This window comes from Streptomyces sp. NPDC001941, assembly GCF_040296945.1.
Lineage (GTDB): Bacteria > Actinomycetota > Actinomycetes > Streptomycetales > Streptomycetaceae > Streptomyces.
The window spans coordinates 13852-29314 of record NZ_JBEOYE010000075.1 but is presented as its reverse complement, the minus strand read 5'-3'; the positions used below and the strand labels follow the sequence as shown (position 1 = coordinate 29314).

Sequence of the window (15463 nt, the reverse complement as noted above, 5' to 3'; positions counted from 1 at the left end):
CGCTAGTCGCGGGCCGCGGTCAGGTGTTCGGCGTGTTCCTGGAGGGAGCGGACGCCGACGTCGCCCCGGTTGAGGGCGTCGATGCCCTGGACGGCCGCGGCGAGCGCCTGGACCGTGGTCAGGCACGGGACGCCGCGGGCCACCGCCGCCGTACGGATCTCGTAGCCGTCGAGCCGGCCGCCGGTGCCGTACGGGGTGTTGACGATGAGGTCGACCCCGCCCTCGTGGATCAGCTGGACGATCGTCTTCTGGCCGTCCGGGCCCTCGCCCTCGGACTGCTTGCGCACGACGGTGGCGTTGATGCCGTTGCGCTTGAGGACCTCGGCGGTGCCGGAGGTGGCGAGCAGCTCGAAGCCGTGGGCGACCAGCTCGCGCGCCGGGAAGATCATCGAGCGCTTGTCGCGGTTGGCGACCGAGATGAACGCGCGGCCCTTGGTGGGGAGCGGTCCGTAGGCGCCCGCCTGCGACTTGGCGTACGCCGTGCCGAAGACGGTGTCGATGCCCATGACCTCGCCGGTGGAGCGCATCTCCGGGCCGAGGACGGTGTCGACGCCGCGGCCGTGGATGTCGCGGAAGCGCGACCACGGCATGACGGCCTCCTTGACGGAGATCGGCGCGTCCAGCGGCAGCTCGCCGCCGTCGCCGGTGGCCGGGAGCAGGCCCTCGGCGCGCAGCTCGGCGACGGTGGCGCCGAGCGAGATGCGGGCGGCGGCCTTGGCCAGCGGCACCGCGGTCGCCTTGGAGGTGAAGGGGACGGTCCGGGAGGCGCGCGGGTTGGCCTCCAGGACGTAGAGGATGTCCCCGGCCATGGCGAACTGGATGTTGATCAGGCCGCGCACGCCGACGCCCTTGGCGATGGCCTCGGTGGAGGCGCGCAGCCGCTTGACGTCGTAGCCGCCGAGGGTGATCGGGGGCAGGGCGCAGGCGGAGTCGCCGGAGTGGATGCCGGCCTCCTCGATGTGCTCCATGACGCCGCCGAGGTAGAGCTCGTGGCCGTCGTAGAGCGCGTCGACGTCGATCTCGATGGCGTCGTCGAGGAAGCGGTCGACCAGGACCGGCCGGGTGGGGCTGATCTCGGTGGACTCGGCGATGTACGACTCCAGGCGGGCCTCGTCGTACACGATCTCCATGCCGCGGCCGCCGAGCACGTACGACGGGCGGACCAGGACCGGGTAGCCGATCTCGTCGGCGATGGCCTTGGCCTCGGCGAAGGTGGTCGCGGTGCCGTGCTTGGGGGCCGGGAGACCGGCCTCGGCGAGCACGCGGCCGAAGGCGCCGCGGTCCTCGGCGGCGTGGATGGCCTCCGGGGAGGTGCCGACGACGGGCACGCCGTTGTCCTTGAGCGCCTGGGCGAGACCCAGCGGGGTCTGGCCGCCGAGCTGGACGACGACGCCCGCGATCGGGCCCGCCAGCGACTCGGCGTGCACGATCTCCAGGACGTCCTCCAGGGTGAGCGGCTCGAAGTAGAGCCGGTCGGAGGTGTCGTAGTCGGTGGAGACGGTCTCGGGGTTGCAGTTGACCATGACGGTCTCGAACCCGGCGTCGGACAGCGCGAAGGAGGCGTGGACGCAGGAGTAGTCGAACTCGATGCCCTGGCCGATGCGGTTCGGGCCGGAGCCCAGGATGATCACCGCGGGCTTCTCGCGCGGGGCGACCTCGCTCTCCTCGTCGTAGGAGGAGTAGAAGTACGGGGTCTTGGCGGCGAACTCGGCGGCGCAGGTGTCGACGGTCTTGTAGACCGGGCGCACCCCGAGGGCGTGCCGGACCTCGCGGACGACGTCCTCGCGCAGACCGCGGATCTCGGCGATCTGGGCGTCGGAGAAGCCGTGGCGCTTGGCCTCGGCGAGCAGCTCCGGCTCCAGGCGCTCGGCGGCGGCCAGCTCGTCGGCGATCTCCTTGATCAGGAAGAGCTGGTCGACGAACCAGGGGTCGATCTTCGTGGCGTCGAAGACCTCCTGCGGGGTGGCGCCCGCCCGGATCGCCTGCATCACGGTGTTGATGCGGCCGTCGGTGGGGCGCACGGCCTCGCGCAGCAGCTCGGCCTTGTCGCCGGGCTCGCCGGTGAAGGCGAACTGCGAGCCCTTCTTCTCCAGCGAGCGCAGGGCCTTCTGCAGGGCCTCGGTGAAGTTGCGGCCGATCGCCATGGCCTCGCCGACCGACTTCATGGTCGTGGTCAGCGTGGAGTCGGCGGAGGGGAACTTCTCGAAGGCGAAGCGCGGGGCCTTGACGACGACGTAGTCGAGGGTCGGCTCGAAGGAGGCCGGGGTCTTCTCGGTGATGTCGTTGGGGATCTCGTCCAGCGTGTAGCCGACGGCGAGCCGGGCGGCGATCTTGGCGATCGGGAAGCCGGTGGCCTTGGAGGCGAGCGCGGAGGAGCGGGAGACGCGCGGGTTCATCTCGATGACGATGATCCGGCCGTCTTCGGGGTCGATCGCGAACTGGATGTTGCAGCCGCCGGTGTCGACGCCGACCTCGCGGATGATCGCGATGCCGATGTCGCGCAGCCGCTGGTACTCGCGGTCGGTGAGCGTCATCGCCGGGGCGACGGTGATGGAGTCACCGGTGTGCACGCCCATGGGGTCGAAGTTCTCGATGGAGCAGACGACCACGACGTTGTCGTTCTTGTCGCGCATCAGCTCCAGCTCGTACTCCTTCCAGCCGAGGATGGACTCCTCCAGGAGCACCTCGGTGGTCGGGGAGAGCGTGAGGCCCTGGCCGGCGATGCGGCGCAGCTCCTCCTCGTCGTGGGCGAAGCCGGAGCCGGCGCCGCCCATGGTGAAGGAGGGGCGCACGACGACGGGGTAGCCGCCGAGGGTGTCGACGCCCTTGATGACGTCGTCCATGGAGTGGCAGATGACCGAGCGGGCGGACTCGCCGTGGCCGATCTTCTCGCGGACGGCCTCGACGACGCCCTTGAACAGGTCGCGGTCCTCGCCCTTGTGGATGGCCTCCACGTTGGCGCCGATCAGCTCGACGCCGTACTTCTCCAGGACGCCGTTCTCGTGCATCGAGATGGCGGTGTTGAGCGCGGTCTGGCCGCCCAGGGTGGGCAGCAGCGCGTCGGGGCGCTCCTTGGCGATGATCCGCTCGACGAACTCCGGGGTGATCGGCTCGACGTAGGTGGCGTCGGCGATCTCCGGGTCGGTCATGATCGTGGCCGGGTTGGAGTTGACCAGGACGACCCGCAGGCCCTCGGACTTCAGGACCCGGCAGGCCTGGGTGCCGGAGTAGTCGAACTCGGCGGCCTGGCCGATGACGATCGGGCCGGAGCCGATGACCAGGACGGACTGGATATCGGTGCGCTTAGGCACGCTGGCCCTCCATCAGGGAGACGAAACGGTCGAAGAGGTACGCGGCGTCGTGCGGGCCCGCGGCCGCCTCGGGGTGGTACTGGACGGAGAAGGCGGGCCGGTCGAGCAGCCGCAGGCCCTCCACCACGTCGTCGTTCAGGCAGACGTGGGAGACCTCGGCGCGCCCGAAGGGGGTCTCGGAGACCCGGTCGAGCGGCGCGTCGACGGCGAAGCCGTGGTTGTGCGCGGTGACCTCGACCTTGCCGGTGGTGCGGTCCTGGACCGGCTGGTTGATGCCGCGGTGGCCGTACTTCAGCTTGTACGTGCCGAAGCCGAGGGCCCGGCCGAGGATCTGGTTGCCGAAGCAGATGCCGAACAGCGGGGTGCCCCGCTCCAGGACGGCGCGCATCACGGCGACGGGGCCGTCGGCGGTGGCCGGGTCGCCCGGGCCGTTGGAGAAGAAGACGCCGTCCGGGGCCACCGCGTAGACGTCCTCGACGGTGGCGGTGGCGGGCAGCACGTGCACCTCGATGCCGCGCTCGGCCATCCGGTGCGGGGTCATGCCCTTGATGCCGAGGTCCACCGCGGCGACGGTGAACTTCTTCTCGCCGATCGCGGGGACGACGTACGCCTCCTTGGTGGCGACCTCGGCGGAGAGGTCGGCGCCCGCCATCTCGGGGGCCTCCTTGACGCGCGCCAGCAGGGTGGCGTCGTCGGCGACCGCGTCGCCGGAGAAGATGCCGACGCGCATGGCGCCGCGCTCGCGCAGGTGGCGGGTGAGGGCGCGGGTGTCGATGCCGGAGATCCCGACGACGCCCTGGCGGCTGAGCTCCTCGTCCAGCGAGCGCTGCGCGCGCCAGTTCGAGGGGACGCGCGCGGGGTCGCGCACGACGTAGCCGGAGACCCAGATGCGCGAGGACTCGGGGTCCTCGTCGTTGACGCCGGTGTTGCCCACGTGCGGGGCGGTCATCACGACGACCTGGCGGTGGTACGACGGGTCGGTGAGGGTCTCCTGGTAGCCGGTCATGCCGGTGGAGAACACCGCTTCGCCGAAGGTCTCCCCCACGGCCCCGTAGGCGCGGCCGCGGAAGGCGCGGCCGTCCTCCAGGACGAGTACGGCGGGAGTCTTGGCGGCTCCCCTGGTGGAGGTCGTCATCGTGCGGTGCCTTCCTTCGTGGTGGTTGCTTGGTTCATGCGGTTGATGGCCTCGACCCAGGCCGCGTGCTCGGCGGCCCGGTCGGAGCGGAAGCCGGAGTCGAGCAGCCGGCCGCCGTGCTCCCAGGTCACGACGAGCAGCCCGCCCTCGGCGAGGACCTTGCCCGCGATGCCCTTGTCGAGCCGGGCGCCGCGCAGGGCCGCGGCCGGGACGAAGAAGTCGTCCGCCCCGGGGCGCAGGACGGTCAGGCCCTCGTCCGTGAGGGTGAGCTCGGCCCGGCTGCGCGCGCCCAGGCCCTGGGCGACGATCCGGTCGAGCCACTGCCCGGCGGTGGTGGAGCCGTGGTAGCGGCCGCTCAGTTCCAGTGTCACCGGGGCGCCCGGCTCCGGCACGGCGGGCAGCGCCGGCAGGTCGGACTGGAGGCTGCCGCGCCACTTCCAGCCCTGGCGCATCAGCCAGTAGACGAAGGCGACGAAGAGGGCGAGGCCGACCACCCAGCCGATGCGTCCGGCCCAGTTGGTCACCTCCGCCGACTTCTCCTCGGCGGCCAGGATGATGAGAGATGTCACGCGAGCTTCCCGTCGACGACCGTGGCACGGCCCCGCAGGAAGGTGTGGGTGACGCGACCCGGCAGCTCACGGCCCTCGTAGGGGGTGTTGCGGCTGCGGGAGGCGAAGCCCGCGGGGTCCACGACACCACGGTAAGCCGGATCGACCAGGGTGAGGTTGGCGGGCTCACCTGCCGAGACGGGGCGTCCGTGGCCGTCGAGGCCGCCGATCCGGGCGGGGCGCGCGGACATCCGCTCGGCGACGCCGGCCCAGTCCAGCAGCCCGGTCTCGACCATCGTCTGCTGGACCACCGAGAGGGCGGTCTCCAGGCCGACCATGCCCATGGCGGCGGCGGCCCACTCGCAGTCCTTGTCCTCGTGCGGGTGCGGGGCGTGGTCGGTGGCGACGATGTCGATCGTGCCGTCGGCCAGGGCCTCGCGCAGGGCCAGCACGTCGCGCTCGGTGCGCAGCGGCGGGTTGACCTTGTAGACCGGGTTGTAGGAGCGGACCAGCTCGTCGGTGAGGAGCAGGTGGTGCGGGGTGACCTCGGCGGTCACGTCGATGCCGCGGGACTTGGCCCAGCGGACGATCTCGACGGAGCCGGCGGTGGAGAGGTGGCAGATGTGCACCCGGGAGCCGACGTGCTCGGCGAGGAGCACGTCGCGGGCGATGATCGACTCCTCGGCGACGGCGGGCCAGCCGCCCAGGCCCAGCTCGGCGGAGACGACGCCCTCGTTCATCTGGGCGCCCTCGGTGAGGCGGGGCTCCTGGGCGTGCTGGGCGATGACGCCGCCGAAGGCCTTCACGTACTCCAGGGCGCGGCGCATGATCACGGCGTCGTCGACGCACTTGCCGTCGTCGGAGAAGACGGTGACCCCGGCGGCGGACTCGTGCATGGCGCCCAGCTCGGAGAGCTTCTTGCCCTCCAGGCCGACGGTGACGGCGCCGATGGGCTGCACGTCGCAGTAGCCGGCCTCCTGGCCGAGCCGGTAGACCTGCTCGACGACGCCCGCGGTGTCGGCGACCGGGAAGGTGTTGGCCATCGCGAAGACGGCGGTGTAGCCGCCGGTGGCGGCGGCCCGGGTGCCGGTCAGGACGGTCTCGGAGTCCTCGCGGCCGGGCTCGCGCAGATGGGTGTGCAGGTCCACCAGGCCGGGCAGCAGGACCTGGCCCCCGGCCTCGATGACGGTGTCCACGCCGTCGGCGGACAGGCCGGTGCCGACCTCGGCGATGGTCTCGCCGTCGATGAGGACGTCCTGCGGCTCGCCGCCGAGCACCTGCGCACCGCGGATCAGGGTCTTGCTCATGGTTACTTGTTCTCCTCGGTACGGGTGTGGCTGACGGCGGGCTCGTTGCCGCCCAGGAGCAGGTAGAGCACGGCCATCCGGGTGTGGACGCCGTTGGCGACCTGCTCGATGACGGTGCAGCGGTCGGAGTCGGCGACCTCGGCGGTGATCTCCATGCCGCGGACCATCGGCCCGGGATGCATCACGATGGCGTGCTCGGGCATCCGGGCCATCCGCTGGCCGTCCAGGCCGTAGCGGCGGGAGTACTCGCGCTCGGTCGGGAAGAAGGCGGCGTTCATCCGCTCGCGCTGGACGCGCAGCATCATCACGGCGTCGCTCTTGGGCAGGACCGCGTCCAGGTCGTAGCTGACCTCGCAGGGCCAGGTCTCGACGCCGACGGGCAGCAGGGTCGGCGGGGCGACCAGGGTGACCTCGGCGCCCAGGGTGTGCAGCAGGTCCACGTTGGAGCGGGCGACCCGGCTGTGCAGCACGTCGCCGACGAGGGTGATGCGCCTCCCGTCCAGGCCCTGGCCGAGCCCGGCGTCGGCGCCGACCAGCCGGCGGCGCATGGTGAACGCGTCGAGCAGCGCCTGGGTGGGGTGCTGGTGGGTGCCGTCCCCGGCGTTGATCACGGGGGCGTCGATCCAACCGGAGGTGGCGAGCCGGAAGGGGGCGCCGGAGGCGCTGTGGCGGATGACGACGGCGTCGACGCCCATCGCCTCCAGGGTCTGCGCGGTGTCCTTGAGGGACTCGCCCTTGGAGACGCTGGAGCCCTTGGCGGCGAAGTTGATGACGTCGGCGGAGAGCCGCTTCTCGGCCGCTTCGAAGGAGATCCGGGTGCGGGTGGAGTCCTCGAAGAAGAGGTTGCAGATCGTACGGCCGCGCAGCGCGGGCAGCTTCTTGATCGGCCGGTCGGCCACCCGGGCCATCTCCTCGGTGGTGTCGAGGATCAGGACGGCGTCGTCGCGGGTGAGGTCGGCGGCCGAGATGAGGTGACGCATCATCTGGGATTTCTCCGGGATCGTGGAGGTTTGGGGCGTGCGGGCGCGCAGGGGGGTGCCCCGGCCCGCCGGGAAGCCGGTCCTAGGCGGAGGCGGGCTTGCCGCCGAGCAGCACGGTGTCGCGACCGTCCTCCTCGGAGAGCTGGACCTTGACCGTCTCGCGCAGCGACGTGGGGAGGTTCTTGCCGACGTAGTCGGCGCGGATCGGCAGCTCGCGGTGGCCGCGGTCGACGAGGACCGCCAGCTGGACGGCGCGGGGGCGGCCGATGTCGCCGAGCGCGTCGAGCGCGGCGCGGATGGTGCGGCCGGAGAAGAGCACGTCGTCGACCAGGACGACCAGGCGGCCGTCGATCCCGTCACCGGGGATCTCGGTGCGGCCCAGCGCGCGGGCGGGCTTCAGCCGGAGGTCGTCGCGGTACATGGTGATGTCGAGCGAGCCGACCGGGATGGCGCGGCCGGTGATCTCCCGGAGCTTGTCGGCGAGCCGGCGGGCGAGGAAGACGCCGCGGGTGGGGATGCCGAGGAGCACCACGTCGTCGGCGCCCTTGGCGCGCTCGACGATCTCGTGGGCGATGCGGGTCAGTACCCGCGCGATGTCGGGGGCCTCGAGAACGGGGCGTGCCGCATCGGAGTGTGCGTTGTCCATGAAGAGGACCTCCTTCTCCGCCTCACGGGACGGACCTTAAAGGACGTCGGAATTGCGTCATCCACGGTAGCAGGCCCCTCGGGGACCCTTTCACCGGCCCCTTCCGCGGGCGCCCCCGCCGCCCGCTTCCCGCCGCCGTCACCGGCCCTGCCACCAGGCCGGTCCATGGTCGGTACGGACCGTTCGGCTTGACGCGGCCAAGTAACGCTGCGTAACCTCACAGTGAGTTACCAACGCGGCGAAGCCGCACGTTGCCACAGCGTCCGGGGAGCTTTATGTCCAGCGAATACGCAAAGCAGCTCGGGGCCAAGCTCCGTGCCATCCGCACCCAGCAGGGCCTTTCCCTCCACGGCGTGGAGGAGAAGTCGCAGGGCCGCTGGAAGGCCGTGGTGGTCGGTTCGTACGAGCGCGGCGACCGCGCCGTGACCGTGCAGCGCCTGGCCGAGCTGGCGGACTTCTACGGCGTCCCGGTGCAGGAGCTGCTCCCCGGCACGACGCCCGGCGGTGCCGCCGAGCCGCCGCCGAAGCTGGTCCTCGACCTGGAGCGGCTGGCCCACGTCCCGCAGGAGAAGGCGGGCCCGCTCCAGCGCTACGCGGCGACCATCCAGTCGCAGCGCGGCGACTACAACGGCAAGGTGCTGTCGATCCGCCAGGACGACCTGCGCACCCTTGCCGTGATCTACGACCAGTCGCCCTCGGTCCTGACCGAGCAGCTGATCAGCTGGGGCGTCCTGGACGCCGACGCGCGCCGCGCCGTCGCCCACGAAGACGCCTGACGGCACTTCAGCAGAAACGTTGCCGCCGGGAGCGGCGGGACCCCTGGGGCCCGCTCGCACCCGGCGGTTTCGTGTGTCCCCCGAGCCATGGCCTGTGCTTGGCCGGATCCCGTCGGCCGCGGCCGAAGCCTTGGCCAGAGCCACCTGAACGGCGGAAGGGGCCGCGACACCCCTGGGAGGGTGTCGCGGCCCCTTGCGCCGTCCGGCCCGGGCGAGGGACGTCAGGCGTCCCGGCGCAGGCTCGGCTTGAGGTCCTTGAACCGGCCCAGCAGGCCGTTCACGAACGTCGGGGAGTCGTCGGTGGAGAACTCCTTGGCGAGCTGGACCGCCTCGTCGATCACCACCGCGTCCGGCGTACCGTCCACCCAGATCAGCTCGTACGCGCCGAGCCGCAGGATGTTCCGGTCGACGACCGGCATGCGGTCGAGCGTCCAGCCCTGGGCGTAGGTGGAGATGAGCTCGTCGATCCGGGCCGCGTACGGCGCGTACCCCTCGACCAGCTCCATCGTGTACTCGCTGACCGGCGGCTGCCGGTCGTCGGACCGTGCGTGCCGCACCCAGTCCGCGAGGACCTCCTGCACGGACGTACCGCGCTGGTCGGCCTCGAAGAGGATCTGGAAGGCGCGCTTGCGGGCCTTGTTCCGGGCGGCCACGGTTAGCTGTTCACCCGGCCGAGGTAGTCGCTCGTGCGGGTGTCGACCTTGATCTTCTCACCGGTGGTGATGAAGAGCGGGACCTGGATCTGGTGGCCGGTCTCCAGGGTGGCGGGCTTGGTGCCACCGGTGGAGCGGTCGCCCTGCACGCCCGGCTCGGTCTCCTGGACGGTCAGCTCGACGGCGGCCGGGAGCTCGACGTAGAGCACCTCGCCCTCGTGCTGCGCGACGGAGGCGGTGAAGCCCTCGATCAGGAAGTTGGCGGTGTCGCCGACGGACTTGCGGTCGACCATCAGCTGGTCGTACGTCTGCATGTCCATGAAGACGAAGTACTCGCCGTCCATGTACGAGAACTGCATGTCGCGGCGGTCGATGGTGGCCGAGTCGACCTTGACGCCGGCGTTGAACGTCTTGTCGACGACCTTGCCGGAGAGCACGTTCTTGAGCTTGGTGCGCACGAAGGCGGGGCCCTTGCCGGGCTTGACGTGCTGGAACTCGACGACGGACCAGAGCTGGCCCCCGTCGAGCTTGAGCACCATGCCGTTCTTGAGGTCGTTCGTGGAAGCCACGGTTGCGGAATCTCCTGGACTGACGTGGACCGCCGGAGGCGTACGCGCTTACAGCGCGAGCAGCTCCTTGGTCGTGATGGTGAGTAGCTCGGGTCCGCCGTCCGCCTCCTGGCGCACGACGAGCGTGTCATCGATCCGGACGCCGCCCCGGCCCGGGAGGTGGACCCCCGGTTCGACGGTGACCGGCACACAAGCGTCCAGTTTACCCATGGCGCCGGGTGCGATCTGCGGGTCCTCCTGGATTTCCAGCCCCACGCCGTGTCCGGTCAGCGGTGCCAGGGCCTCACCGTGCCCCGCGGCCTCCAGTACCTGGCGGGCCGCGCGGTCCACGTCGCGGCAGGCCGCGCCCGGTACGAGCGCCTCCCGGCCGGCCCGCTGGGCGGCGAAGACCAGGTCGTACAGCTCGATCTGCCAGTCCGCCGGAGTCGTCCCGATGACGAAGGTGCGGCCGATCTCGCAGCGGTAGCCGCGGTAGTTCGCGCCCAGGCACACCGAGAGGAAGTCGCCCTCCTCCACCCGCCGGTCGGTGGGCCGGTGCCCGCCCCGGCCGGAGTGCGGTCCGGTGGCCACCGAGGTGGCGAACGCCGGGCCGTCGGCTCCGTGGTCCACCAGGCGACGCTCCAGCTCCAGCGCCAGGTGCCGCTCGGTGCGGCCGACCAGGATGGACTCCAGGAGCTCGCCGAGCGCCTGGTCCGCGATCTCCGCCGCGATCCGCAGGCAGGCGATCTCCTCCTCGTCCTTGACCACCCGCTGCTGCTCCACCGCCGTGCCCAGGTCCGCCAGCCGCAGCCGGGGCGCCACCGAAGCCATCGCCCGGTGCCGGGCCACGGTCAGGTGGTGCTCCTCCACGGCGAGGGAGTCGGCGCCCGCCTTGGCGGCGAAGTCGGCGGCGGCGACCACCGCGTCGCCGCCCCCGGCGGACAGCACGGCGACGCGCAGCCGCTCGTCCGTGCGCCCGTGGGCCGGGTCGCCGGTGAGCGGGAACGGGCTGAGCAGCACGTCCTCCTCGGGGCCGACCAGCAGGACGGCACCGGGGGGCGCGCCGCCCGCCAGGTAACGGACGTTGGCGGGACGTGAGACCAGTGACGCCGCGCTTCCGGCCGCCGCGCCTCGGTCGCGCAGCCGGGTGCGGCGGACCGCGTGCACCTCTGACATGCCCCGAGCCTATGAGCGGTGCGCCGGGGCGGCCGGTTCAGCGCGTCCGACCGGGGGTCACCAGGCGGGCGGACTGCTCAGGGCGCGGCCCAGGACCTCGTCGAGGACCCGGGCGGTGGCCTCCACGTCGAGCTTGGAGTTGTCGATGATCGGCAGCCCGGAGCCGTACCACCCGGCCATCCGGCCGTGGATGCCGGCGACCTCCTCGTCGGACAGCCGCCGGTTGCCGCTGCGCTCGGCGTTGCGCTCCAGGACGACGTCCAGGCCCGGCAGCAGCACCACGGGCAGCAGGCCGGGGCCCACGTGCCGCTTCCAGCCGCCGAGGCCGACCACGGGCCGGTCCGGGAAGACGGCGTCGTCGAGGATGCAGGAGATGCCGTTGGCCAGGAAGTTGCGCGCGGAGAAGCCGCAGGTGCGGCGGGCCAGCCGGTACTGGGCCTCGGAGTGGTCGTTCCACCCGGACTGCGGGTCGGCGAAGCCGGAGCAGACCCACTCGCGCACGTCGTCCAGGCTGATGTGGGCGGTGGGCACGGGCCGCCGGCTCGCCCAGTGGCGGGCCACCGTGGTCTTTCCGGCGCCCGCGGGCCCGATCAGCAGGACGGCCAGGGTCGCCGTGCCCGTGCCCGCCCCGGCGGCCGGCGGGGCCGGGACCGGTACGGGGCCGCCGGGTGGCAGCCGGACGTGCCCCGTGGTGTCGCGCGAGGGCGGCGCCGGGGCGTGCTGTGGGGCCGGGCCGATCCAGCCGGGCGGCGGGCCGCCCCGCGGGGGCGGCGGCGGGGCCGGGTGGTGCGGGGCCACCGGGTGGCCCTGCGGGCGCGGCGGTACGCCGGGCGGCGGGGCCGGTGCGGACCAGCCGGCCGCTCCCCCGCCGACGCCGTGGGGCGCTGGCAGCGGGACTCCCCCTGCGTGCTGCATCCGGTGCCACTCCTCGTGCGACTGGTCCCGGCTGGCGCCGGTGCGGCGGCCGTTCGGCCCGCCGTGGTCGAACCGTACCGTTCCCGGCCGTCACCAGGGCAACGGCCGGGGGGCCCGCGAAGTGCCCGGCTCAGGCGGCGAGCTGGTCCGCCAGGGCGCGCAGGGCCAGCAGGTAGGAGCCGATGCCGAAGCCCGCGACGGTGCCGCTGGCGACGGCGGCCACCACGGAGGTGTGGCGGAACTCCTCGCGCGCGTACGGGTTGGAGATGTGCACCTCGATCAGGGGTGCGGTGCGCTGGGCCGCCGCGTCCCTCATCCCGTACGAGTAGTGCGTGAAGGCGCCCGGGTTCATCACCACGGGCACGCTGCCGTCGGCGGCCTCGTGCAGCCAGCGGATCAGCTCGCCCTCGTCGTTGGTCTCGCGGACCTCGACGTCCAGGCCGAGCTCCTCGCCCAGCTCCTGGCAGGCCCGCACCAGGCCCGCGTAGGAGGTGGCGCCGTAGACGTCGGGCTCGCGCGAGCCCAGGCGGCCCAGGTTGGGCCCGTTGAGCACCAGGACCGGACGGCTCACGCGGACACCTCCCCGTACGCCGCGAGCAGCACGGCCGGGTCCGGGCCCTCCATGACGGTGGGCTTGGCCAGGCCGTCCAGGACGACGAAGCGCAGCAGGTCGCCGCGCGACTTCTTGTCGACCTTCATGGTCTCCACCAGGCGCGGCCACTGGTCGCCGCGGTAGGTCAGCGGCAGGCCGACCGACTCCAGGACCGTGCGGTGGCGGTCGGCGGTGGCGTCGTCCAGGCGGCCGGCGAGACGGGCCAGTTCGGCGACGAAGACCATGCCGACGGAGACCGCGGCGCCGTGCCGCCACTTGTAGCGCTCGTTCTTCTCGATCGCGTGCGCCAGGGTGTGGCCGTAGTTGAGGACCTCGCGGCGGCCGGCCTCCTTGAGGTCCCCGGAGACCACCTCGGCCTTGACCCGGATGGAGCGCTCGATGAGCTCCGCGGTGTGCGGCCCCCGCGGGCTGCGCGCGGCGGCCGGGTCGGCCTCGACCAGGTCCAGGATCACCGGGTCGGCGATGAAGCCGGCCTTGATGACCTCGGCGAGCCCGGAGACGTAGTCGTGGACCGGCAGCGAGTCCAGCGCGGCCAGGTCGCAGAGCACCCCGGCGGGCGGGTGGAAGGCGCCGACCAGGTTCTTGCCCTCGGCGGTGTTGATGCCGGTCTTGCCGCCGACGGCCGCGTCCACCATGCCGAGCACGGTGGTGGGCACGGCGACCCAGCGCACCCCGCGCAGCCAGCTGGCCGCGACGAACCCGGCCAGGTCGGTGGTGGCGCCGCCGCCCACGGCGACGATCACGTCGGTGCGGGTGAAGCCGGTCTGGCCCAGGGCCTTCCAGCAGTAGGCGGCGACCTCGGCGGTCTTGGCCTCCTCGGCGTTGGGCACCTGGATGGCGACGGCCTCGTAGCCCTGGTCGGCCAGGTCGGCGCGCAGCGCGTCGCCGGTCTCGGCCAGTGCCTCGGGGTGGATCACCGCGACCCGCTTGGCCAGCGGGCCGATCAGGCCGGGCAGCTCGCCCAGCAGCTGCCGGCCGACCACCACCTCGTACGGCTCCGTACCGGCGCTGCCCGCGACCTGGATCCGGGTGACTGCCTGGTCCGTCATGCTTCCTTCAACTCCAGTGCGTCGAGGACCGCCTGGGCGACCTCTTCGGGCGTGCGCTCGTCGGTGGCGACGACCGCGCGGGCTACTTCTTCGTACAGGTGGCGGCGGGCGTCCATCAGTTCCCGCCACTGGCGGCGCGGGTTGACGGCGAGCAGCGGCCTGGCGGTGTTGAGGCCGACCCGGCGGACCGCCTCCTCCACGTCCATCGACAGGTAGGCGACCGGCAGTCCGGCCAGCAGCGCCCGGGTGTCGGCGTCGAGGACCGCGCCGCCGCCGAGGGAGAGCACCCCGCGGTGCCCGGCGACGGCGGCCGCGACGGCCGCCCGCTCCAGGTCGCGGAAGTGCGCCTCGCCCTCGTCGACGAAGATGTCGGCGATCTCCCGGCCCTGGGCCGCCACGATGTCGGCGTCGGTGTCCCGGTAGGCGACGCCGAGCCGCTCGGCCAGGAGTGCGCCCACGGTGGACTTGCCCGACCCCATCGGCCCGACGAGCACGACGACGGGTGCGCTCACCGGATGCGCAGGTTGTCGAGGTACGAGGTGACGTTGCGGCGGGTCTCGGCCACGCTGTCGCCGCCGAACTTCTCGGCCACCGCGTCGGCGAGCACCAGGGCCACCATGGCCTCGGCCACGATGCCGGCGGCGGGCACGGCGCAGACGTCGGAGCGCTGGTGGTGGGCCGCCGCCTCCTCGCCGGTGGTGACGTCGATGGTCTTCAGGGCGCGGGGCACGGTGGCGATCGGCTTCATCGCGGCGCGCACGCGCAGCAGCTCACCGGTGGTCAGGCCGCCCTCGGTGCCGCCGGAGCGGCCGGAGGAGCGGCGCACGCCCTCGGGGGTGGGGACGATCTCGTCGTGCGCCTGGGAGCCGGGCACCCGGGCCAGGTCGAAGCCGTCGCCGACCTCGACGCCCTTGATCGCCTGGATGCCCATCAGCGCGGCCGCGAGGCGCGCGTCGAGGCGGCGGTCCCAGTGGACGTGGGAGCCGAGGCCGACCGGGACGCCGTAGGCGAGGACCTCGACGACGCCGCCGAGGGTGTCGCCGTCCTTGTGGGCCTGGTCGATCTCGGCGACCATCGCCTTCGACGCGTCGGCGTCCAGGCAGCGCACCGGGTCGGCGTCCAGTCGCTCCACGTCGGCGGGGGTCGGGTAGACGCCGTAGGGCGCCTTGGCGGCGGCCAGTTCGACGACGTGGGAGACGACCTCGATGCCTGCGGTCTCCTTGAGGTAGGAGCGGGCGACCGCGCCGAGCGCGACCCGGGCCGCGGTCTCGCGGGCGGAGGCGCGCTCCAGGATCGGCCGGGCCTCGTCGAAGCCGTACTTCTGCATGCCGGCCAGGTCGGCGTGGCCGGGGCGCGGGCGGGTCAGCGGAGCGTTGCGGGCCAGCGCGGCGAGCTCGTCGGGGTCGACCGGGTCGGCCGACATGACCTGCTCCCACTTGGGCCACTCGGTGTTGCCGACCATGACGGCGACGGGCGAACCCATCGTCAGGCCGTGGCGCACGCCGCCCAGGAAGGTGACCTCGTCGCGCTCGAACTTCATCCGGGCCCCGCGGCCGTAGCCGAGGCGCCGCCGGGCCAGGTGGTCCGCCACCATCTCCGTGGTGATCGGGACGCCGGCGGGAAGACCCTCCAGCGTGGCCACAAGTGCGGGTCCGTGGGACTCCCCAGCGGTCAGCCAGCGCAACCTGCTCAACGGTGCTCCTCGATGCTCGCGCCTGGAACTGCGACGGCGCGACCGGGTGCGCGGCCCTGGCCCGCCACCCCCGATCCTCCCATGCCGGGAGGGATCGGCTCGCCTCCGGTCCA

The 15463-nt window shown here is 72.7% G+C and carries 15 protein-coding genes; 1 reads left to right on the top strand and 14 read right to left on the bottom strand.

From position 1 onward, the window contains the following. Positions 1 to 2: 2 nt before the first annotated feature. From carB to pyrR, 6 genes are all read right to left on the bottom strand, one after another. Positions 3 to 3311 carry a carbamoyl-phosphate synthase large subunit gene (carB, locus tag ABT160_RS35065; RefSeq protein ID WP_351652018.1) on the bottom strand — a complete coding sequence of 1103 codons (3309 nt, stop codon included), beginning with the start codon at positions 3309 to 3311 and terminating at the stop codon, positions 3 to 5. Beyond that, positions 3304 to 4446: a glutamine-hydrolyzing carbamoyl-phosphate synthase small subunit gene (gene carA / locus ABT160_RS35060; RefSeq protein ID WP_351652017.1), complete on the bottom strand. Its 1143-nt coding sequence runs from the start codon at positions 4444 to 4446 to the stop codon at positions 3304 to 3306. The genes carB and carA overlap by 8 nt, the downstream gene beginning before the upstream one ends. Continuing rightward, positions 4443 to 5015, bottom strand: a complete 573-nt coding sequence (locus tag ABT160_RS35055; protein WP_351652016.1) for a PH-like domain-containing protein — start codon at positions 5013 to 5015, stop codon at positions 4443 to 4445. The genes carA and ABT160_RS35055 overlap by 4 nt, the downstream gene beginning before the upstream one ends. Beyond that, the gene (locus ABT160_RS35050) at positions 5012 to 6301 is read right to left on the bottom strand and encodes a dihydroorotase (RefSeq protein WP_351652015.1); all 1290 of its coding nucleotides are present in this window, start codon (positions 6299 to 6301) and stop codon (positions 5012 to 5014) included. Before ABT160_RS35050 ends, ABT160_RS35055 begins: the two co-directional genes overlap by 4 nt. A 2-nt stretch (positions 6302 to 6303) precedes the next feature. Then, the gene (locus ABT160_RS35045; RefSeq protein WP_351652014.1) at positions 6304 to 7284 is read right to left on the bottom strand and encodes an aspartate carbamoyltransferase catalytic subunit; all 981 of its coding nucleotides are present in this window, start codon (positions 7282 to 7284) and stop codon (positions 6304 to 6306) included. Between the two features lie 79 nt (positions 7285 to 7363). Further along, positions 7364 to 7927: a bifunctional pyr operon transcriptional regulator/uracil phosphoribosyltransferase PyrR gene (gene pyrR / locus ABT160_RS35040; RefSeq protein ID WP_351652013.1), complete on the bottom strand. Its 564-nt coding sequence runs from the start codon at positions 7925 to 7927 to the stop codon at positions 7364 to 7366. A gap of 275 nt (positions 7928 to 8202) precedes the next feature. Here pyrR and bldD point away from each other — a divergent pair, with 275 nt between their 5' ends. After that, a complete protein-coding gene (gene bldD, locus ABT160_RS35035) occupies positions 8203 to 8703 on the top strand; it encodes a transcriptional regulator BldD (RefSeq protein WP_351652012.1) in 501 nt (166 codons plus the stop codon). A gap of 221 nt (positions 8704 to 8924) precedes the next feature. Here bldD and nusB read toward each other — a convergent pair whose 3' ends face one another. The 8 genes from nusB to aroC all read right to left on the bottom strand — a co-directional run bounded on the left by nusB (position 8925) and on the right by aroC (position 15350). Beyond that, positions 8925 to 9356: a transcription antitermination factor NusB gene (nusB, locus tag ABT160_RS35030; RefSeq protein ID WP_351652011.1), complete on the bottom strand. Its 432-nt coding sequence runs from the start codon at positions 9354 to 9356 to the stop codon at positions 8925 to 8927. A gap of 2 nt (positions 9357 to 9358) precedes the next feature. Beyond that, positions 9359 to 9925 carry an elongation factor P gene (gene efp / locus ABT160_RS35025; protein WP_351652010.1) on the bottom strand — a complete coding sequence of 189 codons (567 nt, stop codon included), beginning with the start codon at positions 9923 to 9925 and terminating at the stop codon, positions 9359 to 9361. A gap of 48 nt (positions 9926 to 9973) precedes the next feature. Next, positions 9974 to 11080, bottom strand: a complete 1107-nt coding sequence (locus ABT160_RS35020) for a M24 family metallopeptidase (protein WP_351652009.1) — start codon at positions 11078 to 11080, stop codon at positions 9974 to 9976. Positions 11081 to 11137: 57 nt separating this feature from the next. Continuing rightward, the gene (locus ABT160_RS35015; RefSeq protein WP_351652008.1) at positions 11138 to 11995 is read right to left on the bottom strand and encodes a Pro-rich N-terminal domain-containing protein; all 858 of its coding nucleotides are present in this window, start codon (positions 11993 to 11995) and stop codon (positions 11138 to 11140) included. 130 nt (positions 11996 to 12125) lie between these two features. Then, positions 12126 to 12566 carry a type II 3-dehydroquinate dehydratase gene (gene aroQ, locus ABT160_RS35010; protein WP_351652007.1) on the bottom strand — a complete coding sequence of 147 codons (441 nt, stop codon included), beginning with the start codon at positions 12564 to 12566 and terminating at the stop codon, positions 12126 to 12128. Then, positions 12563 to 13657, bottom strand: coding sequence for a 3-dehydroquinate synthase (gene aroB / locus ABT160_RS35005; protein WP_351652006.1), 1095 nt, complete (start codon positions 13655 to 13657; stop codon positions 12563 to 12565). The genes aroQ and aroB overlap by 4 nt, the downstream gene beginning before the upstream one ends. After that, complete coding sequence (locus ABT160_RS35000; RefSeq protein WP_351652032.1) at positions 13654 to 14136, bottom strand: shikimate kinase; 483 nt, start codon at positions 14134 to 14136, stop codon at positions 13654 to 13656. The genes aroB and ABT160_RS35000 overlap by 4 nt, the downstream gene beginning before the upstream one ends. Before the next feature lie 29 nt (positions 14137 to 14165). Then, a complete protein-coding gene (gene aroC, locus ABT160_RS34995) occupies positions 14166 to 15350 on the bottom strand; it encodes a chorismate synthase (RefSeq protein WP_351652005.1) in 1185 nt (394 codons plus the stop codon). Between the last annotated feature and the right edge of the window lie 113 nt (positions 15351 to 15463).

Bases quoted from the DNA above. Each gene is read 5' to 3' on its own strand.
- carA (WP_351652017.1), bottom strand. From the start codon at position 4,446: ATGACGACCTCCACCAGGGGAGCCGCCAAGACTCCCGCCGTACTCGTC.
- ABT160_RS35050 (WP_351652015.1), bottom strand. From the start codon at position 6,301: ATGAGCAAGACCCTGATCCGCGGTGCGCAGGTGCTCGGCGGCGAGCCG.
- ABT160_RS35045 (WP_351652014.1), bottom strand. From the start codon at position 7,284: ATGATGCGTCACCTCATCTCGGCCGCCGACCTCACCCGCGACGACGCC.
- pyrR (WP_351652013.1), bottom strand. From the start codon at position 7,927: ATGGACAACGCACACTCCGATGCGGCACGCCCCGTTCTCGAGGCCCCC.
- bldD (WP_351652012.1), top strand. From the start codon at position 8,203: ATGTCCAGCGAATACGCAAAGCAGCTCGGGGCCAAGCTCCGTGCCATC.
- ABT160_RS35020 (WP_351652009.1), bottom strand. From the start codon at position 11,080: ATGTCAGAGGTGCACGCGGTCCGCCGCACCCGGCTGCGCGACCGAGGC.
- ABT160_RS35015 (WP_351652008.1), bottom strand. From the start codon at position 11,995: ATGCAGCACGCAGGGGGAGTCCCGCTGCCAGCGCCCCACGGCGTCGGC.
- aroB (WP_351652006.1), bottom strand. From the start codon at position 13,657: ATGACGGACCAGGCAGTCACCCGGATCCAGGTCGCGGGCAGCGCCGGT.
- ABT160_RS35000 (WP_351652032.1), bottom strand. From the start codon at position 14,136: ATGGGGTCGGGCAAGTCCACCGTGGGCGCACTCCTGGCCGAGCGGCTC.